General features: G+C 40.5%; 15 protein-coding genes. 7 read left to right on the top strand and 8 right to left on the bottom strand.

Translation table 11 applies throughout. From position 1 onward, the window contains the following. The first annotated feature begins 264 nt into the window (after positions 1-264). On the top strand, positions 265-855 hold the full coding sequence (locus MWU84_RS21885) for an IS1595 family transposase (protein WP_348647888.1): 591 nt from the start codon (positions 265-267) through the stop codon (positions 853-855). Between the two features lie 388 nt (positions 856-1,243). On the opposite strand, the gene MWU84_RS21880 is transcribed toward MWU84_RS21885, so the two are convergent. Continuing rightward, positions 1,244-1,744 carry a hypothetical protein gene (locus MWU84_RS21880; protein ID WP_246905789.1) on the bottom strand — a complete coding sequence of 167 codons (501 nt, stop codon included), beginning with the start codon at positions 1,742-1,744 and terminating at the stop codon, positions 1,244-1,246. A 233-nt stretch (positions 1,745-1,977) separates the two neighbouring features. On the opposite strand from MWU84_RS21880, the gene MWU84_RS24355 reads away from it, so the two are divergent. Together MWU84_RS24355 and ssb are read left to right on the top strand one after the other, a co-directional pair. Then, the gene (locus MWU84_RS24355; RefSeq protein WP_281502606.1) at positions 1,978-2,109 is read left to right on the top strand and encodes a hypothetical protein; all 132 of its coding nucleotides are present in this window, start codon (positions 1,978-1,980) and stop codon (positions 2,107-2,109) included. A gap of 370 nt (positions 2,110-2,479) precedes the next feature. Further along, positions 2,480-2,812 (top strand): single-stranded DNA-binding protein, encoded by a 333-nt coding sequence (gene ssb / locus MWU84_RS21875; protein ID WP_031442041.1) that lies wholly within the window; start codon positions 2,480-2,482, stop codon positions 2,810-2,812. 1,748 nt (positions 2,813-4,560) lie between these two features. Here the strand turns inward: ssb and MWU84_RS21865 are convergent. The 5 genes from MWU84_RS21865 to MWU84_RS21845 all read right to left on the bottom strand — a co-directional run bounded on the left by MWU84_RS21865 (position 4,561) and on the right by MWU84_RS21845 (position 12,913). Then, positions 4,561-5,076 (bottom strand): ferritin, encoded by a 516-nt coding sequence (locus MWU84_RS21865; protein ID WP_093978076.1) that lies wholly within the window; start codon positions 5,074-5,076, stop codon positions 4,561-4,563. Positions 5,077-5,146: 70 nt separating this feature from the next. Then, positions 5,147-7,270, bottom strand: coding sequence for a Tex family protein (locus MWU84_RS21860; RefSeq protein ID WP_246905786.1), 2,124 nt, complete (start codon positions 7,268-7,270; stop codon positions 5,147-5,149). Positions 7,271-7,457: 187 nt separating this feature from the next. Continuing rightward, complete coding sequence (metG, locus tag MWU84_RS21855; protein ID WP_246905782.1) at positions 7,458-9,542, bottom strand: methionine--tRNA ligase; 2,085 nt, start codon at positions 9,540-9,542, stop codon at positions 7,458-7,460. A gap of 135 nt (positions 9,543-9,677) precedes the next feature. Beyond that, positions 9,678-11,393, bottom strand: a complete 1,716-nt coding sequence (locus tag MWU84_RS21850) for a DUF1501 domain-containing protein (RefSeq protein ID WP_246905779.1) — start codon at positions 11,391-11,393, stop codon at positions 9,678-9,680. 11 nt (positions 11,394-11,404) lie between these two features. Next, positions 11,405-12,913: a DUF1800 domain-containing protein gene (locus MWU84_RS21845; protein WP_246905777.1), complete on the bottom strand. Its 1,509-nt coding sequence runs from the start codon at positions 12,911-12,913 to the stop codon at positions 11,405-11,407. A 191-nt stretch (positions 12,914-13,104) separates the two neighbouring features. Between MWU84_RS21845 and MWU84_RS21840 the strand changes: the two genes are divergently transcribed. Both MWU84_RS21840 and MWU84_RS21835 read left to right on the top strand, forming a co-directional pair. Next, positions 13,105-13,464 (top strand): YraN family protein, encoded by a 360-nt coding sequence (locus tag MWU84_RS21840; protein ID WP_246905775.1) that lies wholly within the window; start codon positions 13,105-13,107, stop codon positions 13,462-13,464. Between the two features lie 51 nt (positions 13,465-13,515). Next, positions 13,516-14,175: an aspartate kinase gene (locus MWU84_RS21835; RefSeq protein ID WP_031442049.1), complete on the top strand. Its 660-nt coding sequence runs from the start codon at positions 13,516-13,518 to the stop codon at positions 14,173-14,175. A gap of 136 nt (positions 14,176-14,311) precedes the next feature. On the opposite strand, the gene MWU84_RS21830 is transcribed toward MWU84_RS21835, so the two are convergent. Beyond that, on the bottom strand, positions 14,312-15,643 hold the full coding sequence (locus tag MWU84_RS21830) for a thioredoxin-like domain-containing protein (protein WP_246905774.1): 1,332 nt from the start codon (positions 15,641-15,643) through the stop codon (positions 14,312-14,314). 16 nt (positions 15,644-15,659) lie between these two features. Further along, complete coding sequence (mfd, locus tag MWU84_RS21825; protein ID WP_246905772.1) at positions 15,660-19,067, bottom strand: transcription-repair coupling factor; 3,408 nt, start codon at positions 19,065-19,067, stop codon at positions 15,660-15,662. Between the two features lie 588 nt (positions 19,068-19,655). Here mfd and MWU84_RS21820 point away from each other — a divergent pair. Then, positions 19,656-20,801, top strand: coding sequence for a helix-turn-helix domain-containing protein (locus MWU84_RS21820; RefSeq protein WP_246905770.1), 1,146 nt, complete (start codon positions 19,656-19,658; stop codon positions 20,799-20,801). A 622-nt stretch (positions 20,802-21,423) separates the two neighbouring features. Continuing rightward, positions 21,424-26,598, top strand: a 5,175-nt coding sequence (locus tag MWU84_RS21815) for a BspA family leucine-rich repeat surface protein (RefSeq protein ID WP_246905767.1), incomplete at its 3' end; no start/stop codon positions are given.

The following is a 26,598-nucleotide window of genomic DNA, read 5'->3' as shown; positions in this document are numbered from 1 at the left end:
GTTCGGGTGCTTAAAAAACAAAACCACCTTAAAAAGCAGTTATCGAGGTCGTTGTTTTAATAATTACGGGGTTGTGCAACGGTTACTATTGTTATAAGAAGTTTACTGTTAGGGTAGGGACTATATTTGAAAACTCCAAAATTCCCTTTCGTATTTGGTTTGCTGCAATCTGGTTGTGTACCGAACACAAAAAAGGAATTAGTTCCGTGCAATTAGGAATTGATCTAGGAATTACCCAAAAAACGGCATGGTTTGTAGCACCGTATTAGAGAAATGTTGAAGGATAAAGCCCCTCAAATGTTAGGGGACGATAAAATGGCAGAAACCGATGCTACTTATATAGGAGGTAAGGAAAGCAATAAGCACCTTAATAAAAGACGTTCGCAAGAGGATAAATCGTTGACCAATGAAGGTAAGCCATATAAGGCCAAAAAGACCATTATTGGAATTATTGAGCGCAACAGTAAGGTGGCTTTAAAGTATGTGTCGGGCGAAACTACCCAAAATATGGTAGAGTTCGTTAAAACTCATGTACCGCAAGACTCAACTATCTATTCGGATGAAGCAGCAGCATACACGCAGTTGAAAAAGACATATAGGCACGACAATGTTAAACACTCTTTGAATATATATGTAGAAGGTCAGGTTCACACCAATACCATAGAGAATTTTTGGAGTATCTTAAAACGTGGTATTTATGGGGTGTACCATCAAGTAAGTGACAAGCATATTAGCCGTTACTTGGATGAATATGCTGCAAGATGGAACAATCGTAGTTTGACTTCTAATGAGCGTTTTGAGCAATTCTTAGAGGGTAGTGAAAGTGTGTTGAGTTATAAGAAATTGGTTAAATAACACTAGCTAACGTGATTGAATCACTGGATAATACTTCAAACATTCATTTTCGAGGGTTTGAAGTAACCTATTACCTTCCTCAAAATTCAATTTATTTATTCTAAGCATAGCTTCTTCGGTCAAGAAACCATCATATCTTGCTTGTCGAGAGTTTTTGTATAGTTTAAATAATCGGACGCCTAAATCTGAATTTATAGATTTCAGGTTTGTTATATTAGCCATATGTTTTTGAACTATATCTATACCATTTATCATTATAACGCAATAACATCTATGTAATGCAGCGTAAAACTGTATAGTTACTTTCCAGTCAAAGTATTCGTTGGGGTAGTCATTTACCACGGAGTCTAAAAAATCCCTGTTGTGGATAGATTTGTTCTCGTACTTTCTAGGCATTGTTCAAATTTAATTTTTGAGTATTGAACAAATCTTTTTCCATATCCTGTTCAACAAAACAAAAACTAATATTTATAAACTCAGATAAATCTCCAGTGGCATACTCATATTCGTTTTTCGTTAATATATTTTTTATTTCTTCTTCTTTAGTAGATATAAAGAATATAATATCAGAAGACGTTGTGTTTCCAACGTGGATAAAATTAAATTTATCTTTAAGTCCTTTAAAAATGCCCACGAATTTATTAAAAACAAAATTATTAATTCCGTCCTTAGATATTTTGTGCATATCTATTAATGATTCAACAGGAGAGTTTATGGATTCCTCAAATTTTTTGAATAATTCATTTTTTTCGCCAACAGAGTCAAATAAAGATACGCTGTTCTCTAAATCGGTGCCAATATTCTGAAGAATTTGAGAAAACTCACTTAACATATGAGCACTTTTAAAAGAATCATGCTCCTTTGTGTCTAATTTTCTGACTTGTTCCATAAAATGATTAATTAATTCTTTCTAATTGGGTTTAGTTATTATAATTATAACCAATTTGACGGGGGAGGTAAATACCAAATATAATTTTTTTTAATACAAAAAACCGTCAAATGTAAAAATATTTACATATATCTAAAAATTATAATACTTATATATACTATATATACGCTTATCATAGCCTATTTGTTGCATTAGTTACTCACTTTAACACTTAGTTTAACTAAATTTGTAATATGCCAAAAGAAAAATCAAAATCCAAAAAAGAACGCTCTAGCAACTACGAAGAAAAAGTAGTTATCAAGGGTACTTTGGACGATGTGCTGAAAGTATCAGTACCCAAGCCAAAGCAAAAGAAGAAAGAGTAGCCCGTCCGGTCCAAAACGACCAGGAGGCTAATGTTCATATACTTACAAGTATGTACTTTGATAATCGGCAAGATGCCCATGCTCTGTATCGCTGAACTAGTGGCGGTGTAACCATGAAGTACTTATCTTGAATTTTAAAAATGCACGTTCCAAGTGCGAAACTACACTTTATTTCCTTGTCCCATAATGTATATAGGTGCCGTAATATGGGCATATATAATCATGTACAAACGACTACAAACGATAACAAACGAAATTAAATACTTTTCAACCGAATAACATTTGCCTGGGTAGCTAAGTTTGTCCCATCAAAAATCATTAACTGTTTAACCTTTCCCGGAGTGGATTCGGGATTTAAAAATTATGTATTATGAACGCACTTAGAAACAGAGTACAGTTGATTGGGAACTTGGGTAACGATCCAGAAATTATTAATCTAGACGGGGGTGGCAAATTGGCAAAATTCGCCATTGCTACCAATGAGACCTACAAAAATGCCAAAGGCGAAAAGGTTACGGATACCCAATGGCACAATGTTGTGGCCTGGGGAAAGACCGCTGAAATTGTGGAAAACTATCTCAACAAGGGCAAGGAAGTTGCCGTAGAAGGAAAATTGACCACACGGTCTTATGAAACCAAGGAAGGCGAAAAAAGGTACATCACCGAAATTCGCTGTAACGAACTCCTGATGTTGGGGAAATAGGCTGGTCAATTATATTAGGAAGTCTATACCGGATATAGGCATGAAGCAAGAAGTAATCTGTTGGGTCTTTTTTGGGGTCTATTGGGTTACTTCTTTTGCTTTTAGGATTCGCGTTTATTAATCTTCATTGGGAGGAACTATAATGACGTAGCAATTTCCTCCTTCAAAGCAAAGGTTTGCGCTTCTCACCCCTTCCGGCTTCTCCTTTGTCGAACCCACCTTCCCCTCTTTAGGGGAAGGAGCATTTTTTTATTTTTCTGGATGTGGCAGTGAAACTATAAGTTCAATAATTGGTTCCTTCCCTTGGTTAAGGGAAGGTGGATCCACCGATATTAGCGGGGGAGACGGAAGGGATTGTAGACCCAAGCCCTGGGAAAGCAATTAGTATACAATGTCTAGCTTTGGTTTGTGAGATCCCGAAAAGAGACTCTGTCGAAGTGACAAAAAGTCCTCCCCCTAGCCCCCTCCAAAGGAGGGGGGAAAATTCCAGCTCAAATTTATATTTGCCATATTCTAACAAATTCCCTCCCCTTGGGGGAGGGTTAGGGAGGGGTCCAAGGTAAGGAGCCCTTGCTAAGGTCATTGCTTGTCTATTTTGGTTTTAGCCTATGTCGTCATCGGTACCTTAAAAGATAAATTCCATAAGCTGCCCAATGATTAATCAAATTTATAAGGATGTAACTTTCTGTTTCTGACTAAAAGCTTAGGGAACTGGAATTTTAAAAGTTATTTGTGCGACTTCTCGTCGTCCTGAAAAAGGACTCCGTCGAAGTGACAAAAAGTCCTCCCCCTAGCCCCCTCCAAAGGAGCGGGGGAAATTCCAGCTCAAATTTATATTTGCCATATTCTAACAAATTCCCTCCCCTTGGGGGAGGGTTAGGGCGGGGTCCATGGTAAGGAGCCCTTGCTAAGGTCATTGCTTGTCTATTTTGGTTTTAGCCTATGTCGTCATCGGTACCTAAAGGGACAGATTCCATAAGCTTCCCAATAATTAATCAAATTTATAAGGATGTAACTTTCTGTTTCTGGCTAAAAGCTTAGGGAACTGGAATTTTAAAAGTTATTTGTGCGACTTCTCAATCGCCCCAAAAACGGCTCATGTCGAAGTGACTGCTAAAGTCATTTCGACCTAAAAGGAGCAAGTTAGGTTCACGAATACCCTTAGATAGAATTGACATGAGCTAAATCACACAAGTTGCTCTAATTTTGATGGACAACTCTTCAAAAAGGAAGATTTTGGATTAGTGGATAGTTCGCTATTCTACATTTGTAAGACCGTGTCGCACCTATCAGAAGAAAATTAAATGCGGAATTTTGGCTAAGAAACATGAATTAAAGTTTAAGCCACTTTCTTCATTAGATCAAAACAAGGACAACGATTGCATCTTTTGGATTCCGACTTTTTGTACTTATCACAGCATTTGGTTTTACAGCCGTGCGGAACCATTTCTTTTAAAGCCGCTTTTTGCTCCTTTTTTAAAGCTTTTTTTAGCTTTTTTTCAACCTTTTTGTCCTGTTTCTTTTTTTTGCCCACTGGAAATTAGAATAATAACTGGGCAAAAGTATTTATTTTAATTAAATCTAAATAAGATTAAATGTTAAATTATTCGAGGGTTAGCATTTTTAAAGCTGTCGCAGTATGGTAAGCGCATAAAAGAATGAACCCCGCCTTATGGCGGGGATTCAGGTTCAATAACTCTTTAGCTGTGCTGGTCCCTTAAAGGGTGCATGCACATTATTTAAGCCCATTATTGAGGCGTGATGGCAGCGCTGTTCGCGGTAATTTGCTGTATGTCACGATCAAACAAATACAGACCCCCTTTGTCATTGCCTATGAGGTTTATCTTGTCCAAAATATTACGGGCCAAGGCTTCTTCCTCGATTTGTTCGGCTACATACCATTGAAGAAAATTATGGGTTGCATAATCCTTTTCCTGAAGGGTTACATGTACCAATTCGTTGATACTGTCCGATACAAAAATTTCATGTTCCAATAACTCGTGGAACATTTTCTGAAAACTGCCAAAGTCGGTTTTTGGTGCGTTTAGTGCAGATACATAAGCGTGCCCGCCCCTTTCATTGATGTATTTTACCAACTTGAGCATATGTAAACGCTCCTCATCGGATTGGTTGTACATAAATTGTGCAATACCTTCCAATCCTTTGCCTTCGGCCCAAGAGGCCATGGATAAATATACCTGTGAAGATTCCGCCTCTATGCGGACCTGTTCGTTCAACGCTTTTTCTAGTTTTTCGGACAACATAAGTTTTAAATTTTACCTAAAGTTACAAATAAAAGACTCTTTTTGCCAGCTCTTAACTTAAGATTTGGAGTTATTTGTGCAAAGCCAATTGGATCCGTTTTCTGGGAATGTCCACTTCTAGCACCTTAACAATAATTTGTTGGTGCAGGCTAACATGTTCGTTCACATCTTTTACAAAACTATCGGACAGGTTGGAGATATGGATCAGTCCACTTTCCTTAATACCTACATCTACAAAGCATCCAAAATTGGTAATATTGTTCACTATTCCTGGCAGTAATTGCCCTTCTCTTAGATCGGAAATGGTCCTGATGTTCTGATTAAAGGTAAATACCTTTGCCTTTTCCCTAACGTCCAGACCGGGTTTCTCCAATTCCTTTACAATATCCTGTAGCGTTGGCAATCCCACATTTTCGGTACAGTATTTTTTTAGATCGATTTTTTTTAGAACTTCCTTGTTTCCTATTATTTCGGAAAGGGGAACTCCCTGGTCTTTCACCATTTTTTGCACCAAGGAATAGCTCTCAGGGTGTACTGCGGAATCATCCAAAGGATTTTTTGCCTGCTTGATGCGTAAAAATGCCGCTCCCTGTTCAAAGGCCTTTTCTCCCAAACGTGGTACTTTTTTTATTTCGCTCCTGCTGGTAAAGGCACCATTTTCGTTCCTATAGGCAACAATATTTTCAGCCAGTTTAGGGCCAATTCCGGAAACATAGCTGAGTAAGGGTACGCTGGCCGTATTGATGTTTACGCCTACGGTATTTACACAACTTTCCACCACCGTGTCCAAGGAGTTTTTTAATAGATTCTGGTCTACATCATGCTGATATTGTCCTACCCCGATAGATTTGGCATCTATTTTAACCAATTCTGCCAAGGGATCTGCCAAGCGTCTCCCGATTGATACGGCACCCCTAACGGTAACATCGTAATTGGGAAATTCTTCCCTGGCAATTTTGGAAGCCGAATAAATAGAGGCCCCGGCCTCACTGACCACAAACACCTCAATATTATTCTTGAATTGAATCCGCTTTATTAATTGCTCCGTTTCCCTAGAGGCAGTACCATTACCTATGGCTATCGCCTCAATCTTATAGGCATCCGCCAAGGAACTAATTTTCTTTATAGCCCCTGTACTGTCGTTTTGCGGTGCATGGGGGTAAATGGTCTCGTTGTGCTCCAAATCGCCCTGAGCGCTTAGGCAAACAACTTTACAACCCGTTCTAAAGCCGGGATCTATGGCCAAAATCCTTTTTTCGCCCAAAGGTGACCCCAATAAGAGTTGTTTCAGGTTTTTTGAAAATACCTGAATGGCAGACTCATCCGCTTTTTCCTTGGCAGATTTTAGAATTTCATTGGAAAGGGAGGGGAATAGTAACCTCTTATAGGCATCCTGTATGGCCATTTGAAGATGGGGAGCTGTGCTATTGTTACTTTTAATGATCCTATACTCCATATTGGAGATGGCCTTCTCATCGTCAATTTCAATTTTGACACGAATAAAACCTTCATTTTCGGCTCGCAGGATGGCCAGTAGTCGATGTGATGGACACCGATTAAGCGGTTCGCTCCATTCAAAATAGTCCCTAAATTTTTGGGCTTTTTCATCGTCCTTTTTGGTTGCAACAACTTTGGTTGAAATAAGGGCGAATTTTTCCAATTGGGTCCTGATCTGATTTCGAACATCACTGCGTTCATTGATCCATTCCGAAATTATATGACGGGCGCCCTCCAAGGCTTCATCTTCATTGGGAACGGCATCATTGATATATTTGGATGCCTCAAAATCGATTTCATCGGTGCGTTGGGCCAGAATAATTTTGGCCAATGGCTCCAAGCCATTTTTTTTAGCAGTTTCTGCCTTGGTTTTTCGTTTTTTCTTGAAGGGTAGATAGAGGTCCTCCAAGGTGGTGAGGTCCTCAGCATCATTTATTTTTTTGGACAACTCAGGGCTTAGTTCCTCTTGCTCCTCTATGGATTTAAGGATGGCCAATTTGCGCTTTTCCAAAGCTTCAAATTGTGATTTGTACTGTACAATGTAGCCAATTTGTACCTCGTCCAAATTTCCGGTCCGTTCCTTACGGTAACGGGAAATAAAGGGTACAGTACAATCCTCATTTAACAGGGCAACCGTATTTTCTATTCCTTTTATTGGGAGTTGGGTGTTTTTTACAATGTAGGATATAAGATTCATGGGGTAATTTGTTTTAAGGGAGGTCTTGGGTGCGGTTGACCGGTCATCAATATTCAATATAACTATTTCAATACAAAGGCAACATGGTTTGTGTAGTTTTGTTGTCCCAGGTTTACATGTGAATAGTGTCTGGTTTTGGGAGACCAAGGGGTACTCTAAGTTGGTCAGGTAATAGCGGAGGCGAGACCTAATTTATAGTTTCCCCATTGTCTACTCCGTCTTCATCCGGATTCACAAATACCAGTTTGCCATTTGCATTTTCCGTCATAAGAATCATGCCTTCACTTTCCACGCCACGTAAGGCCCTAGGAGCCAAATTCACTAGTACGGTTACCTTTTTTCCAATGATGTTCTCTGGCGAAAAACTTTCAGCAATTCCGGATACTATGGTTCTTATATCCAGTCCAGTATCCACTTTTAAGACCAAAAGTTTTTTTGCCTTCGGCATTTTTTCGGCTTCGATAATGGTACCTACACGCATGTCCAGTTTGGTAAAATCATCAAAAGTAATGGTGTCTTTTTGTGGGTCTACTTCTTTGTTCATGTTTTCATTTTCTTTTTTGGTAGCTTCCAATTTGTCCAATTGGGCCTGTATGGTTTCGTCCTCCACTTTGCTGAACAATAATTGGGCTTCATTGATCTGATGTTCTGCTGGGAGCAATACTTCTTTTTCCGATATGTCTTTCCATTCAAGGGAATCCTCAGTTGAGCTTTGGGAGATATTGAGGATTTTTTTAAGCTTGGCGGCGGTAAAAGGCAGGAAGGGTTCACTTAATACCGCTAAAGCAGATGCTATTTGAAGGGCAACAAACATGATCGTCTTTACCCTTTCCTCATCCTGTTTAATTACTTTCCAGGGTTCCTCATCGGCCAAATATTTATTGCCAAGTCGCGCCAAATTCATTACCTCCTGTCCCGCTTCGCGGAAACGGTATCTTTCTATGGAACTGGCAATGATCTCGGGATATTTTTTAAGCTCGTCCAGGGTCTCCTTATCTACTTGGCTATAAGTGCCTGGAGTGGGCACAATTCCATTGTAATACTTGTTGGTAAGCACTACTACCCGGTTGATGAAGTTCCCGTAAATAGCCACCAATTCATTGTTGTTCCTAGCCTGAAAGTCCTTCCAGGTAAAGTCGTTGTCCTTGGTTTCGGGGGCATTGGCGGTCAAGGTATATCTAAGTACATCCTGCATATTGGGAAATTCTTCCAAATACTCATGCAGCCATACCGCCCAATTCTTGGAAGTGGAGAGTTTGTTGCCTTCCAGGTTTAAAAATTCGTTGGCGGGCACGTTTTCTGGCAAAATAAAATCGCCATGTGCCTTTAGCATACTAGGGAATATAATACAGTGGAATACTATATTGTCCTTGCCGATAAAATGTACCATTTTAGTGTCCTTGGACTTCCAATAGGGTTCCCAGTCCTTACCTTCCCTGGCTGCCCATTCTTTGGTAGACGAAATATAGCCTATTGGAGCATCAAACCAAACATACAATACCTTGCCTTCCCCACCTTCTACTGGCACCGGGATTCCCCAGTCAAGATCACGGGTCACCGCCCTTGGCTTTAATCCGTCATCGATCCAAGATTTACATTGACCGTATACATTGGGTTTCCAGTCATTTTTATGGCCTTCCAATATCCAGGTCTTTAGGAAATCTTCATACCGATCTAAAGGTAAAAACCAGTGCTTGGTTTCTTTTAGGGAGGGTACCGCCCCGGAAATGGTCGATTTTGGATTAATTAGGTCAGTGGCATTTAAGGTGGAACCACAATTTTCGCACTGATCCCCATAAGCCTCTTCATGGCCACATCTAGGGCAAGTACCAATTACAAAACGGTCCGCCAAAAACTGTTTTGCCTCTTCGTCGTACAATTGTTCTGTAATTTCCTCAATAAAATCTCCTTGTTCGTATAGTTTTATAAAGAAATCCGAGGCCGTTTTATGGTGGACTTCCGCGGAGGTCCTGGAATAATTATTAAAGGTAATTCCAAAATCCTGGAAGGACTGCTTGATTATACCGTGGTATTTATCTATAATGTTTTGGGGACTTACACCTTCTTTTTTGGCTTTCATGGAAATGGCAACCCCATGTTCGTCACTTCCGCAAACGAAGGCCACATCATTTCCATTTAATCTCAAGTATCTTGCATAGATATCCGCAGGCACATATACTCCCGCCAAATGCCCAATATGTATAGGTCCGTTGGTATATGGAAGTGCTGCGGTTATGGTATATCTAGCTGGCTTCTGAAGGTTTTGCGACATTATTTTTGGATTAGGCTGCAAAAATAAAGATTTTTACTTGTAGCGAGGGTATTCCTTCAAAAAATAAGCCTTCGTTACCCTGAAAAGAATTCAGAATTTACGAAGGCCTTCTCGCATAGTAAGTAGGGGGTGAATTTAAGCTACCATTATCGATTTACTTAATTTTTTATCCTGAACTTGTATTCTATAGATATATTTTCCTGACGCTAAATAGGTAGACAGTCTCTCCCTAACATTTATTTCAATAGACCCTTCCAACATTATTTCATTATATACCGTTCCCAAATGCTGGCCCATGATGTTGAACAATTGGATGTCCACATGACCGCTAAATGGCATTTCTAGGTATATATGGGGTGTTGAATCTGTTGGGTAAAAAGGTTTGTGAACGATGGCATCCAGCAATTCAGGATTTGGATTTTCCCCAGTAGGATCTGTCGGTGTTGGAGGAGTGGGCTGGCCATCACTGTAAACAATTTCGGGGAAATCTACTCCACTACAGTTAAAGCCAAGGTTGACGGGTGTATAGGTATATCCGTCCATGATGTGTTGTTCCACAAGGGGAATATCTACACATAACCATTCTGCCAATACAGTTGCATACAGGTTCCTAAAGTCCATGGTGTATTCCAAATTACCTCTGCCATTGGGCTCGTCCAAAGAAGGATGGTCACCCACAAAGGCACTTCCGTTTAATCCAGAACCGAAAAATAAGGTTGGAGCAGCTTTACCGTGATCGGTTCCGTTGGAGCCGTTTTCGAATATCCTTCTTCCAAATTCGGAAAAAGTCATGCTCAATACTTTGTCATCTTGCTGGGTAAAGGCTAGGTCATCATAAAAATTATCAACGGCAATAGACAGTTGGGTCATAAGGCGTTCGTGTACCAAAGGTTGATTTCCGTGGGTGTCAAAACCTCCCATACTAATCATATACACCTTGGTGCCAAGATTACCTTTTATCAATCTGGCCAATAATGCCAATTGTCTGGCAAAACCATTATCTTGATACTCAATTTGGTTTGAACCGCGCATATAGGCATCGTGTATTGTGCCTGCATACTCATTGGTTACGTTGGATACACCTCTCAGAAATTTGATCTGATCGCTATACATGCAATTGTCGAACAACTCATCATTTATGGGATATTGTAAACCTGTTTCTGCAATTTGTTCCAACTGATCAATATTGTTGGTTACAAAGGCGTAATTGGTTTCTTCTCCTTCAAAAACCAAACTGCCGTAGTTTCCAACCTGTATGGCGGCAGGACCCTCAGGTCTACTACCCGGAAAATCGGATAAATAATCAGGATATAGGTACTCGAAATGTCTTCCCATCCAACCAGTGTCCCTGCCGCTGAAACCTGTAGTACTTAGGTCGGTATTGGCAAAAATATCGGAACCGGTAAAGTGGGATAGGCTTTGGCCTTCATAACCTACACCATGTACCGCTTTAAACTGGCCTTCGCCCCACATGGGCTCCAAAGATTTCATATAGGTAGGCACTCCAAATTCATCCGTAAGTCTTAGTATTTTACTTTCGGGTAGATAAATATTTGGACGCGCATTGGCGTAGATGTCGTATTGTTCAATAGGGATAATGGTACTAAGGCCGTCGTTACCACCGGACAAACGAATTAATATCAAAATATTATCAGTTTCCGCCATAGCTATGGCCGAAGTTAGGGGAGAAGGTGCGGATGCTGTTAGAAAGTTACTGCCCAGCATCATGGATCCTGAACCTGTAATACCTAAGGCCTGAAGAAAAGAACGTCTACTCCACGTCTTGTGTTCCAAATCGTGACCATCATGGTCCTTGCCTTTATGGGGTGATTTATGGTGATTATCGCACATAATGCTCGGTTTTATTTAAGTTGATATTCGGGTTGTCTGGAAAGGTGTCTTAATAATAGCTGAACCTGAAGAGGTACTGATGGCCACATACTCAGGACCCAAGTTGAATTTCCGCCTGGGTAATAATCCGGGCTATAATATTCTTCTGGAACATCTTCTATTAGAAAGGACGACATTGCATTGTCAAAATCTTGTTGGGTGAACAATCCTTTAGGAGTAATCTTATCAACAATGGCCCTTACAACAATCTCGGGATTACTGGTGTTGCTGTTACTTGGTCCAACTGCATCCATGGCAAATGTCCTGAACTGTTCAGGATTGTCCTGATAAAAACCATCAATGATGGCTTCCATGGTTAGCCAACGTCCAATCATGAAATTGGTATTGATCCAATCCCTGTTTCGCTGCCATCCGGCAACATCAAATGGATCGAACAAATCCTGACCCAGCATTCCGCTATAATTTATGGCACTTCCAATGGTACTATCGTTAGCGGTAAAACCTGTTTCGTTAATGGTGTGTAGATATAAATCGAACGGACTCTTGATAATAACACCTATAGCTTCGTCATCAAAAAAGTGCTGACTTTTAAAAAGTTGACTTAAAACAGGTGCCATTTCAAAATTGTTACTGATAAAAGTTGCGGTTAAGCCATCGATAATAGTCTTTGCGTTGTTGGCTTCATCAGTGGAATCCGGGTGAACAAAAAATTCATACAATTTTTTACATATGAAATAACCTATTTCATTGGCTCTTTCTTCAAAAAGAATATCGATAACATCATCATACCCCCAGTTTCCAGTTCTTCCGAAGATTGTTTTATTCTCGGTATTGAATTTGGAAGCATCGAATACAACCTGTTCACATCCTAACTCTCCCCTTTCAACATACCCGGAAATTGCCTTTGCCGTTTCAATAATATCCTGCTCGGTATATCCGTTGCCTTCACCTAAGGTAAAAAGCTCATAAAGTTCACGGGCATAATTCTCATTCGGGTTGTTACCATTGTTGTAAACACCATCCAAATAGTATAGCATGGCACTGGTAAGGCCAATTTCGCTGACAAAGGTTTTAAAATTGCCAATGGCGTTGCGCTGTAGACAGTTGATGTAGTGGTAAAGGAATGAATTACAGTTGTAAACGTCCAGTTCCGTTACAAAATGATTGCTCCAAAAAAAACTGAGACGATCTCTGAGGTTATTGTCAAGTAGGGATTGGGTATAGGCCAACTTAAACTCTTCTTGTTGCGACCTTATTAATTGTCCACGTTGATCATCATCTTCAGGGTAATTGCTATTGTTCCAATCTGCCCAGATTGGAGCAGTCAAGGGGGGCATATTTTGCGCTTCGGAAATAAGGGAATTAACTAGGGTATTGGCTGTTTGGCCAGTAACTTGATTAATTGTTTGAACAGAGGCGCTAAAACCCAATCTTCTATATAGATGTTGAGCCCTTAGTCCATCCAACGGGGTGGTGTAGGGGGCCAAACTAGAAGTATTACAGTTTATGAAAAATTCCATAATTTATTCCGCATTTGATAGGTTACTAGTAAGGGGTCAATGCATAACGCACATTTTTATTGGAAATTATCTCCAAAACAAATTATTCGTTATACTGCATAACAAATTACGCGGTTTGTAGAAATTTGGACGACAGTAAGTTAGATTTTTCGACAAAATGCACGTTTTTTGGTAAATACAATTGAATTGATATGGCAAAGCATAACGAATTTGGAAAAAAGGGAGAACAATTGGCAGTCGATTATTTAACAAATAATGGCTATAAGGTAGTACACAGAAATTATAGGTATTTGAAGGCAGAGATCGATATTATTGCGAAAAAAGGAGATATTTTGGCAATTGTAGAGGTAAAATCGAGAAGCTCGGACTATATGCAGTCTATTGCTGACACGGTTACAGAAAAGAAAATTAAACTAATGGTCATGGCAGCTGATCACTACATTATTAGTAAAGATCTTGATGTGGACGCCAGGTTTGATATCATTACCATACATCGAAATGGGACAAAATTTGATATAGAACATTTGGAAAATGCCTTTTATCACTTTTAATTATTTGTTTTATTTGTAACAATTTGTTATTTTTACCAAAATTTTAAGGGAATGAAGACTATTTCATCGGTCGTGGAAGACTACATTAAAAAGAAACCATTTTTGCAAAGTGCTTTAGCTCAAGGTATTATAAACTTAACATCGCTTTCCAGGATAGTGAAACCGGAAATAGAAAGTGAGTTAGGTAAGGATATTCGCAACGGTGCCATTGTAATGGCCTTAAAACGTCTTTCCGATGATCTGGAGTTCCGCGCAACCCATAAAATTATTAAAGTTTTAAAAAATATTGGGGAGATTACGGTAAGGTCGTCCTTGACCGATTTTACATTTTTAGTGTCGGAATCCATTTTGGAAAATCAGACTGTTTTGTTAAATGAGGTAAATAGGAATAAGGATGTTTTCTATACCTCGTCAAGAGGGGTCAACGAACTCAATATCGTTGTCAGCAATATTTTGGATGAGGCAGTGGAAGAGTTGTTCAAGAACGAAAAGTGCACTCAGAAGGCAGAAAATCTTTCTTCCATTACCGTAAAGTTACCGGCGGAGAATGTTTCGGTTCCCGGGATCTATTATTTTATTTTTCAGCGTTTGGCCTGGGAAGGAATTGTCCTATATGAAGTGATATCTACCACCAATGAATTTACCATAATTGTAAATGATGAGCAGGTAGATGTGGCCTTTAAAACGATTAAGGACTTAAAGACCTTGTAATTTGGTAATATAACAATGGATCAATAAATCAATGTAGCAATTGGATAATTTGAATATGTAAAAATAGGCCAATTGTTTAATTATAAATTATTTCCATTTTATAATTTGAAAGTACAATGACTACTAGTGCAGTGTGTTAATTGTGTTTTTTTAAAAATTTCAAAACCTCTTGGTAATTATTCGGTCTGGCAACTATGCGCTTTTCGGAATCCAAAATATAATAGGTAGGGGTTTGATGAATATCGTAAATATCGGCATATGGACTTTCCCATTTTCCTAAAGCTATACCGTGGATGAATACAGGTAGTTTGGCCGATTCCATTTTCCAAGTTACATCATCGTCTTCCAGGCCAATAGCCAATACCTTAACTCCTGCAGTATCCTTTATACCTTTATGGAGTTCCGGAAGTTGCTGTAGACAATGAGAACAGGTACTGCTCCAAAAAACGATTACATAATTTTTTGCTCCGCTAAGATTGCTAAGTTTTTTGGAGGTATTGCCCTCATTCCAAGTAATTTCTGGGGCTATGGATCCAAACCGAAGTCGATTTTGGATTTCTATCTTTTTTAGGATGTCGGGTTTATTGGTTTCCGTTGCCAAGGATTTCAGGTAATTATTGTAGATAAAATCGGCCACCTTATTTAAATTATCATTGGAAGCCTGTGTCCATAGACTGTTGAATAACTGCACCTTGTTGGTGGCACTTACATTTTCCAATACCCTGGCTACTTCCTTCACATTCTCCGTTATTGCCAGTTCTTTTTCTTTATCTGAAAGCAGTTGTTGGGGGAAGGCAGTATATACGTAATTAACTACCTTGTCCGTTAAAAAAGCTGATCCCTGTAGCACGGGATCGTTGAAGTCCAAGGCATCAAAATAATGATGCTTTTTATACTTTACATAGGTTTCAACGTCCTCATATCCTGAGGGGATATAGGGTCTGTTGGCCGAAATGAAATGTCCGCTGAGCAATCCTTGAGATTGGGTTTCATAAGATTTTTGGAGCAAGTCCAACTTTTTGGTTAGGTCCAAAAACATGCCTCGGTCCTTCTTTTGTTCCGAATAGAATTGAGCAATTTGTTCCTCCATCCAATGAAATTCTTTAAAGTAACTGCTATACAGTAGGTTTTCCTTTGAGGAGGTAAAAGACAATCCTTTTTGGGAATCAAAGGAAAGTACAATATCTTCCTTGCCATTGTAGATAAAATCAAAATAGAATTCCTCTTGGGGTACGGCATATACCAGCCTATACATACCAGTTAGGGCATTGGCAGGCATATTTAATGAGAAAGCACCATTCTTAACGGCTGTGTCTGCCACATAATTTTGATGGTCAGGGTTTAGTTTATAGGCAATTAACCATTTGTAATCTTCGGCCGGGGTTAAGTTTCCAGAAATGGAATGTTGGGCTTCCGAAAGCAGGGTAAAGAATAGGGCTAATATGAAGAATGTAATTTTTGGATTCATCTATCTGAGGACTTTTTTATGGGACTGTTATTCCATTTTTAGGGATAAGTACATTGAAGGGTTGAATTGATTTATAGGCTTTGTCTACAGAGTTGATATGCTCAAAAACCAATAATAAGCGCAAACCATTGCGGGTCTGTTTTTCTTTTAGTTTCGCAATATTGGGGTGGCCTTGTACAAATTGCAATACTGCCGTAAAGGAACTACTTTGGTAAAAATCGGATTGCTGGTCAGCTATGAAATAGCCGATCATTTTGCCTTTTTTCATCACTATTTTCTCCAAGCCTATACTATTGGCGATCCATTTAATGCGAACCGAATTTAATAAATCGTCTGCTTGGGTAGGGAGTTCCCCAAATCTGTCCATCAATTCCGACTCAAATTTTTGTAATGCTTCCTCATCGGAAACCTGGTTCAGTTCGGTGTAAAGATTTAAGCGTTCAGTAATATTGTTGATGTAATCATCAGGGAACAGCAGCTCAAAATCGGAGTCTATTTGGGTCTCTTTAACAAAGACTTTTGGTTTGCCACCGACTTCCTCGTACAGCTCCTTAAATTCATTTTCTTTAAGCTCTTCTATGGCCTCGGCCAATATTTTTTGATAGGCATCAAAACCAATTTCGTTGATAAACCCACTTTGTTCTCCACCTAACAAATCTCCCGCGCCCCTAATTTCGAGATCCTTCATGGCGATATTGAAACCGCTGCCCAGATCCGTAAATTGTTCCAAGGCCTGGATTCTTTTCCTGGCATCATTGGTCATAACATCATAGGGAGGGGTAATAAAGTAACAGAAGGCCTTTTTGTTGCTCCGTCCTACACGACCCCGCATCTGGTGCAGATCGCTTAGTCCAAAATTATTGGCATTGTTAATGAAAATGGTGTTGGCGTTGGTAACATCCAGACCACTTTCTACAATGGTGGTAGAAATCAATACATCGAACTCGCCATTCATAAAGGCCAACATAAGGGTTTCCAATTTTTTGCCGTCCATTTGTCCGTGGCCGATGCCAATTTTGGCATCCGGCACCAGTCTTTGGATCATTCCGGCAACTTCTTTAATATTTTCAATTCTATTATGGATAAAGAAGACCTGTCCGCCCCTTTGGATTTCGTAGGTAATAGCATCGCGAATGGTTTCTTCACTGAAACGGATTACCTCACTTTCTATAGGATATCTATTGGGCGGAGCCGTATTGATGACCGATAGGTCCCTTGCTGCCATTAAACTAAATTGAAGCGTTCTTGGGATAGGTGTAGCGGAGAGTGTGAGCACATCCACATTTTCTTTTATGGATTTTAATTTGTCCTTGACCGATACCCCAAATTTTTGTTCTTCATCTACAACCAGCAAACCAAGGTCCTTAAACTTTACATTCTTGTTCACCAATTGATGGGTGCCTATAATGATATCCACCTTGCCAGCGGCCAAATTTTCCAAGGTCTCCTTTTTCTCCTTGGCGGTCCTAAAGCGATTTACATAATCCACGGTAACCGGCATATCTTTCAAACGCTCAGAAAAGGTCCGGTGATGTTGAAAAGCCAAAATGGTGGTAGGAACCAACACGGCTACCTGCTTGCCGTTGTCCACAGCTTTAAAAGCAGCCCTGATGGCCACCTCGGTTTTTCCAAAACCTACATCCCCGCAAACGAGTCGGTCCATAGGTCTTTCACTTTCCATGTCCTTTTTGATGTCTTCCGTAGACTTGCTTTGGTCCGGAGTATCCTCATAAATAAACGAAGCCTCCAATTCGTGCTGTAAGTAACTGTCAGGGCCATATTGAAACCCTTTTTCCAATCTGCGCTTGGCATATAGTTGGATAAGGTCGAAGGCAATTTTTTTAACACGCGATTTTGCCTTATCCTTGATTTTTTTCCATGCCCCGGAACCGAGTTTGTATATTTTAGGGGGAGCGCCGTCCTTTCCGTTGAATTTGGAAATTTTGTGCAGGGAATGTATGCTGACGTAGAGAATGTCCCTTTCCCCATACATCAATTTTATGGCTTCCTGTTTCTTGCCTTCTACATCTATTTTTTGGAGGCCTCCAAATTTTCCAATACCGTGGTCTATATGGGTAACATAGTCCCCGATTTCCAATTTGTTCAGATCCTTTAGGGTAATGGCCTGTTTTTTGGCATAACCATTTTTTAAATGGAATTTTAAGTAGCGTTCAAAGATCTGATGGTCCGTATAGCAGGCAATCTTTAAATCGTTATCCAAAAACCCTTGGTAAAGGGGGAGAACAATGGTTTTATAGTGGACTTCCTTTCCTACTTCATCAAAGATATCGTGAAACCGTTTGGCCTGTTGGTCAGTGGCACAAAAGAGATAATTGGTAAATCCGTTTTTATAATTAGCATTCAGGTCTTCGATCAACAGATCAAATTTTTTGTTAAAGGAAGGCTGTGGTTTTGTGTTGAAGACAATGGTGTCCTCAGCCTTTGAATCGCGTGATTTGACAGAACTGCCATCTATCTCTACTAGGCTAAAATCGGCCAAGTGCTGTTTTAATAGCTGGGAATTGGTAAACAATTCCTGGGGTTTGGCATGCTTTATTTCTTGGGACAGTTTGGTAAAGGCCTCTTCGGCCTTTTCAAAAAAGGAATCCAACCTAGCGTAGAGCAAACTCAGGTTTTTACTGAAAATCAGGGTGTTTGGAGATATATATTTAAGAAAGCTTTCCCGGTTTTCGTCCAGAAACTTGTTCTCCACATTGGGGATGATGGTAATCTTCTTAACCTTTTGTGTAGACAATTGGGTTTCTACGTCAAAGGTCCTGATGCTGTCTACCTCGTCCCCAAAAAATTCAATCCTGTACGGTTCATCGTGGGAAAAGGAAAACACGTCCATTATGCCACCGCGAACCGAGAATTCCCCGGGTTCGGTAACAAAATCGACCCTTTTAAATTTGTATTCGAACAGTACCTCATTTAGAAAGTCTAGGGAAAGGGTATCGTCCAGTTTAATTTTTAGGGTATTCTTCTCCAGTTCCTTTCGGGTCACCACTTTTTCAAAAAGCGCATCGGCGTAGGTAACGATGATGGCGGGTTTTTTTCTGGAGTTGATGCGGTTCAGGACTTCTGCCCGCAAAAGCACATTGGCATTGTCCGTTTCCTCAATTTGGTAAGGCCTTCTGTAACTACCCGGATAAAACAATACATCACTATCGCCAATGAGCTGTTCCAGGTCGTTTAGATAGTAAGCAGCTTCCTCCTTATCGTTTAAAATAAACAAAAATGGAGCTTCGGATTTATGAAATATTTCTGCAATAACAAAGGACAGAGCAGAACCTGTTAATCCTTTAATATTGGTCTGAGGCTTGGAGGTCGCAGCGGCATTTTCTTGGAAATTGGCAATAGTTGCCTTCAGTTTTCCCAGTTGGGGAGACTGTGCGAACAGTTGTAACATTGAAGATTTTGTCAACCGTAAATTTTTATGCAAATATAACCCCTGTTTGAGCATTGAACAAAAATTGCGGGAATTTTAATGTAGTCACAAGTTGAAGTTTCTAGAGATTGGGGTGTGGGGTTGAACTGTCCTTTTTCCTTGCAAATCCAGACCTTTCCCATATAAGTGTTTATAGATTATCTACGGATTTTTTTCTTGGAAGAGAATTTCATCAGTTAATAAAAAGTTTTTTTTGGCTATTTTGTTCAGGGCTAAACCTTTAAGTTGACCACTGGCCCATGGTGTGCTTTGTGGACTAAAAAACTAGCTCGCCATAGTTGTAATACTATTATTCTTTTATTTATTTTGTTCGGCGTAGAGCGGATTTAAGTATAATTTTTTGAATATTGCCCAAAGATGCATGATAGGGCAGAAGAAATTTGAGGGACTAGGTAATGGGAGTGATGTAGAAGAGGTTTAACTATGGAAATCCAATTTTTGTTCTGAAAAATCTATTGTGGATACGGGTTAGTCTATTGATAGTGGAGCCCAATTGGGTACTAGTTCCTATTCTTTATTAAATAAACTTAAGTCATTGTGTATTAAATTATAAAAGGTTGTAGCTTGTTTAATATTTTATTGATTGCCTCCATTTTTGGTTTTGTATTGACCACCTTGTTATTTCTAAAAAAGTCCACCCAACCCAGAGCCACTTTTTTCTTAGGGAGCTTTTATTTTTTGCTTTCGGTTTATGCCCTGCAGGCCTATATTATAGATGGTGGGCATTTGGCATTATGTAGTTGGTTTTTTTTATGGCCGCTAATGCTGTATAATCTGTTTGCCGTAACCATCTACTTTTATTTTATAACTATTATAGAAGATGAATTTAAATGGAAAAATGGATATCTATTGCTGTTTCTTCCCTTTATTTTAAGTGTAATTGATGCCGGATACATTTATTTACAGCCAGATGGGTTATATGAAGAAATGTTGCATAATGCCATGACCGATCCCAAGAATAGGCTTCATGTGAGTTATTGGTTGCTAGATCTAGATCAGCACATGTTAATACGCCATGTGTGGCAGTTGGCAGCCTTATTGTTTGTGATGCCCAAGATGTTGGACTTTATAAAAGAAGGGAATGCAGATAATTTAAAGGTTATCTTGAATAAATGGTTGTTGATTTTTTGGTTAGGTTTATCGCTATTCGCCGTTTTTGCTATTTTTTATGCCGTAGAGAATATGGCGGGGATAAATATATTTGATGGGGGGTCAATAGTACCTGTAATACTGTACTTGATAATGTTTTCTGTAGGGATTGTTCCCATCTACTTTCCGACCATCCTAAGTGGATTTCCCAAACCGGAAAAGACCTTGCAAGAAGACCTTGTACAGACCGATACCAGCACAGATCTAAAATTTGGCCTGGATGAAGTAGGGATAAAACGTAAATTGGATTTGCTAATACAGAAGGAGTTGCATCTGCAACAGGACTTTAATGTAACCAATGGTGCTAGGGAGATGGAAATGCCAGGGCATCATTTGTCCTATTTTATCAAACAACATTATGGCCTTAGTTTCAGCGCTTATAGGAACAAATTGCGCATGGATCACGCAGCCAAACTTATTAGAGACGGATTTTTGGACAGTAGTACTATGGAAGCATTGGCCTGGGAATGCGGTTTTGCCAGTAGAAGCTCCTTTAGTAAGGCTTTTAAGGGTGCTACGGGACTTAGTCCTAGTGAGTACGAACACAGCCAAGAACGATAATTAGTGTATCGTCTCATATTGTTGCCGCTGATGTATATTTTTAAAGTATACCCAGTACTACTCGGAAAGGGTAAACAGTAGGAAATACTTTATGATTCACAATTACTGGCTTAGATCTCTATTGAAACATCCCCCATTTTTTTTAAATAGACTATAAAGACACTTTTTGTTGACATTGGGCGAAAGGGCTTTGAGTCGCAAATATCTTCTATCTGGTGCGATGCTGCCCGATATTTTTTAGGAATCCGGCTTAAAATTGTCTTCAAAATGGACTTTTTGCCAATAAGGTCGAAATTTTTCGTTCCGATCTATTTTGGGGGTGCAAGTAGTGCATTAACAATATCTTATGGTTGTGCTATTTCCTTGGTTTTTGGTTTTTAAATGACAAACGTGGTGTCCAAATTTAAACTGGACACCATTATAAGGGCTTTGAATGTACTATATGCTGTCTTTCGGTGTTTTTTTGCAGACTAGCGTTTCTTAATTGTATGAAATACCTCACAAAGGTATTGGTAGTATTCTTGCCAAAAAGGATATTTCAGAGCCCGTTGAAAAAGGTGTTTTATAGTCAAGAGCTAGGCGTAAAAAAAATCAAAACCAAATATTTAATCAATCCAATTTTATGAAAAGAACCCTCAAATTTATGCTCTTGGTGTTATTTGTACTCAGTTATGGCACTACCATGGCCCAGGGAGAATTTATTACCACTTGGAAGACCGATAATCCCGGGGTTTCAAATGACAATCAAATTACCATTCCCACTGGGGACGGCACCTTTGCCTACACGGTAGATTGGGGCGATGGCTCCACCGATACTACAGTATACGCAGGCCATGCTACCCATACCTATGCCATTCCAGGCACCTATACGGTGAGTATCAGTGGGGATTTTCCGCACTTGAAGTTTTTAAGCAGTGGTTCAGATAATGATAAATTATTATCTGTGGAACAATGGGGATCTCAGCCATGGAAATCGATGGAGTCGAGTTTTTACGGGTGTACCAACCTGGTAATCAACGCTACCGATGTACCCGACCTTTCCGGCGTAACCGATATGTACTTAATGTTTAATGGAGCAACTTCTTTTAACCAAGACATTGGCACTTGGGACGTATCCAATGTTATCAGTATGAATAATATGTTCAGTGGAGCAACTTCTTTTAACCAGGACATTGGCGGTTGGAACGTATCCAATGTCATCAATATGAAGGGTATGTTCAATGGAGCAACTTCTTTTAACCAGGACATTGGCGGTTGGGACGTATCCATTGTTACCAAGATGAATGCAATGTTCGGGAACGCAACTTCTTTTAACCAGGACATTAGCAGCTGGGACGTGTCCAAGGTCACCAATATGAGTAACATGTTCGTGGGAGTTGGGCTTTCCAAGAATAATTATGATAAAACGTTAAAAGGCTGGAGTATCCTGACTTTGCAAAACGGGGTACTCTTTGATGCCGGCAACAGCACCTATTGCGATGGGGCTGCGTCTCGTCAAAAAATTATTGATGATTTTGGATGGACCATTACCGATGCCGGAGAAGATTGCCCGCCACCCTTTATCACCACTTGGAAGACCAACAACCCCGGGAGGACCGACGATAATAGCATCGAAATTCCTACCGGAGACGGCACCTTTGCCTATACTGTGGACTGGGGGGACGGCACTGTGGACGGCACGGTGTATACTGGCCGCGCCACTCATAGATACGGAGTGCCGGGTACCTATACGGTGAGCATCAACGGTGATTTTCCGCATCTGAGATTTAATGAAATAGATGACAATAAAAAATTGCTCTCCGTAGAACAATGGGGAGACCAGGTCTGGGGCTCTATGGAGCAGAGTTTTTACAATTGTTCCAATATGGTGATCAATGCGACCGATGCACCGAATCTTTCAAAAGTTACCAATATGTCTGGTATGTTCTTGGGTGCCAGTTCATTTAACCAGGATATCAGCAGCTGGAACGTCTCAAATGTAGGCAACATGAATAGTATGTTTTCCAATGCCTATTCCTTCAACCAGGATATAGGCGGCTGGGACGTTTTTAATGTCGACGACATGCATGCCATGTTTAAAGATGCATCATCCTTTAATCAGGATATCGGCACCTGGAATGTGAGTCTGGTAAGGGATATGAGTGAAATGTTCCAAGGGGCTACGGCCTTCAACCAGGATATTGGTGCCTGGACTATAGAATATGTAAGGTCTATGAAGAGGATGTTTCGTCATGCGACCTCTTTTAACCAAAATCTTAACGGATGGGACGTCAGTGGAGTATGGGACATGAGTGAAATGTTGTGGGGTGCGAGTAGCTTTAATCAGAACATTGGTTTTTGGTCTGTTTTTAATGTACAGGATATGAGCTTCATGTTTTACGAGGCAACCTCTTTCAATCAGGATATTAGTGGCTGGAACGTAGGCAGTGTACGACAAATGAGCTTTATGTTTTACGGCGCAAGCTCTTTTAGTCAGGATATCAGCAGCTGGAACGTATCTAACGTTGGAAAAATGTCCAATATGCTTGACGGCACGAGTTTATCCACCCAGAATTACGACAAATTATTGAGTGCATGGAGCAACTTATCATTGCAAAGCTTCATTGCTTTTGGTGCCGGCAACAGCACGTATTGCAATGGGGCCGACGCCCGCCAAAAAATTATCGATGATTTTGGATGGACCATCACCGATGCTGGGGAAGAATGTCCTTTTGTTACCACTTGGAAAACCGATAACCCAGGGAAGACTGATGATAATAGCATCGAAATTCCTACCGGAGAAGACTACACCTTTGCCTATAGGGTAGATTGGGGAGATGGCTCTACCGATACTACGGTATATACCGGAAACGCCACCCACACCTATGCCACCCCAGGCACCTATACCGTAAGCATTAGTGGAGATTTTCCGCACCTGTATTTTGAGTTCTACGATGAAACAAAAGGGGACAATAGAAAACTGCTTTCGGTAGAGCAATGGGGAAATCAGATCTGGGGATCAATGGAGAAGAGCTTTAACTGGTGTACCAACCTGATCATCAATGCTGCTGATGTACCAGATCTTTCCCAAGTTTGGAATATGAACAGTATGTTTACTGGTGCAACCTCCTTTAACCAGGACATTAGTAGCTGGGACGTATCCAATGTTGTCGACATGGGAGCGTTGTTCTACTACGCCACCTCCTTTAATCAGGATATCAGTAGCTGGGATGTATCCAAAGTGTACAATATGCAATTTATGTTCTATGATACTCCCGCCTTTAATCAGGATATTGGCGATTGGGATGTATCAAACGTAAACTATATGGGGAAAATGTTCCACAAGACAACTTCCTTTAACCAGGATATTGGCGGTTGGGATGTATCCAAGGTAATCGATATGGAATGGATGTTTAATGGAGCAACTTCTTTTAACCAGGACATTGGCTCTTGGGACGTATCCAATGTAACCAATATGTTTTATATGTTCCTTGAGGCAACATCTTTTAACCAAAACATTGGGGGCTGGAACGTATCCAGTGTAAATGATATGCGGGGTATGTTCAATGGCGCATCAGCATTTGACCAGGATATCGGCGGTTGGGATGTAAGCAACGTGACAAACATGTATCAATTGTTCTCGGGGGCGACCTCCTTTAATCAAGATATCAGTGGCTGGGACGTTTCCAATGCCAGCAATATGTCTAGGATGTTCTACGCGGCAACTTCCTTTAACCAGAATATTGGCGGTTGGGATGTCTCTAACGTAAACAATATGTCTAATATGTTCCAAGGTGCGACCGCCTTCAACCAAGATATCGGTGGTTGGGATGTATCCAATGTGACCGATATGTCTAATATATTTAATTCGGCCTTGGTTTTTGATCAGGACCTGGGTGGCTGGGATGTGTCCCAGGTAACCACTATGGAGGGTATGTTTTTGGATGCCGGGCCATCAATGGAGAATTATGATAAACTGTTGAAGGGTTGGAGTACCCTGCCCTTACAAAACGAGGTGGTTTTTAATGCCGGCAACAGTACCTATTGCGAAGGAGCCGTAGCCCGCCAAAAAATTATTGTTGATTTTGGATGGAACATCACCGATGCAGGTGAAGATTGCCCGCCACCCTTTATTACCACTTGGAAAACAGATAACCCAGGGAAAACCGATGCTAACAGCATCGAAATTCCTGCCGGAGACGGCACCTTTGCCTATACGGTGGACTGGGGAGATGGTACTACCGATACTACGGTATATACCAGCAACGCCACCCACACCTACGCCACTCCAGGTACCTATACCGTGAGCATTAGCGGAGATTTTCCACATTTTAGAGCTCCTGATGTTGGCGACAATAAGAAATTACTCTCCGTAGAACAATGGGGAAGCCAAATCTGGGGTTCCATGGCGTATAGTTTTTACAATTGTTCCAATGTGGTCATTAATGCCATTGATGTGCCCAATCTGGCAGCAGTGGCCAATATGACTGGAATGTTTTTGGGAGCATCATCTTTTAACCAGGATATCAGTAATTGGGACGTGTCTAATGTGACCAATATGGGAGGCATGTTCAATATGGCCACTTCCTTTAACCAAGATATCGGCGGGTGGAATGTTTCTAATGTAACCAACATGAATACCATGTTTACAAGTGCTTCTTCCTTTAATCAGAACATTGGAGCTTGGGACGTATCCAAGGTAACGGACATGGCTCTTATGTTTAATGGGGCAAGCGCCTTTAATCAGAATATTGGTGGTTGGAACGTGGGGAACGTTACCAGTATGTCGGGTATGTTTAATAATGCTAGAGCATTTAACCAGGATATTGGTTCATGGGATGTAGCTAAGGTGACCAGTATGTTTGGGATGTTTCAAAGGGCTTTTGCCTTTAACCAGGATATCGGTGATTGGAATGTTAGCCAGGTGAATACTATGTTCGGCATGTTTATTACGGCATCCGCCTTCAATCAAGATATCAGTGGCTGGAATGTCTCTAAGGTGACGAATATGGGGAATATGTTTTTCCAGGCCAGATCCTTCGATCAGAATATCGGTTCCTGGAATGTAGGGCAGGTAACAGATATGAAAGGAATGTTTGATAATGCCTCCGATTTTAACCAGGACATTGGTGATTGGGATGTATCTAAGGTAACCGAGATGACAGCTATGTTTAGAGATGCGGAAACCTTTAATCAGGATCTCAACGGTTGGGATGTGTCCAGTGTGAGTACCATGTCGTATATGTTTGAGGGTGCAACTGCCTTTAATCAGGACCTTGGCTCCTGGGACGTAAGTCAGGTTGCCAGTATGAAAAGGATGTTTTCAAACGCTTTTGGTTTTAATCAGGATCTTAGTATGTGGGATGTAAGCAATGTTGAGAATATGTCCTTCATTTTTGGTGACACTTCAATGTCCACGAAAAACTACGACAAATTGCTAATTGAGTGGAGTACCCTAACCCTAAAGCATAATGTGGAATTCGGCGGGAATTTAACCTACTGCCTTGGTGAAGACGATCGTCAAAACATAATTGACATCTATGGATGGAACATTGTTGACGGCGGCAAGGATTGCACTGCCTACGATGCCGACGGAGACGGAATACAGGATATGGATGACAACTGTGTATTTGTGTCGAATACCGATCAGTTGGACACGGATATGGACGGAGAAGGAGATGTTTGTGACAGCGATGATGACGGAGATGGCACTCCGGACACGGAGGATGCGTTTCCAAAAGACCCGGAAGAGGATACGGACACCGATGGGGACGGCACCGGGGACAATGCCGATGAGGACGATGACAACGATGGCACG

The sequence above is a fragment of the Arenibacter sp. F20364 genome (genome assembly GCF_023015905.1).
Classification (GTDB): Bacteria; Bacteroidota; Bacteroidia; order Flavobacteriales; family Flavobacteriaceae; genus Arenibacter.
This window is presented reverse-complemented; position numbering and strand designations above follow the sequence as displayed.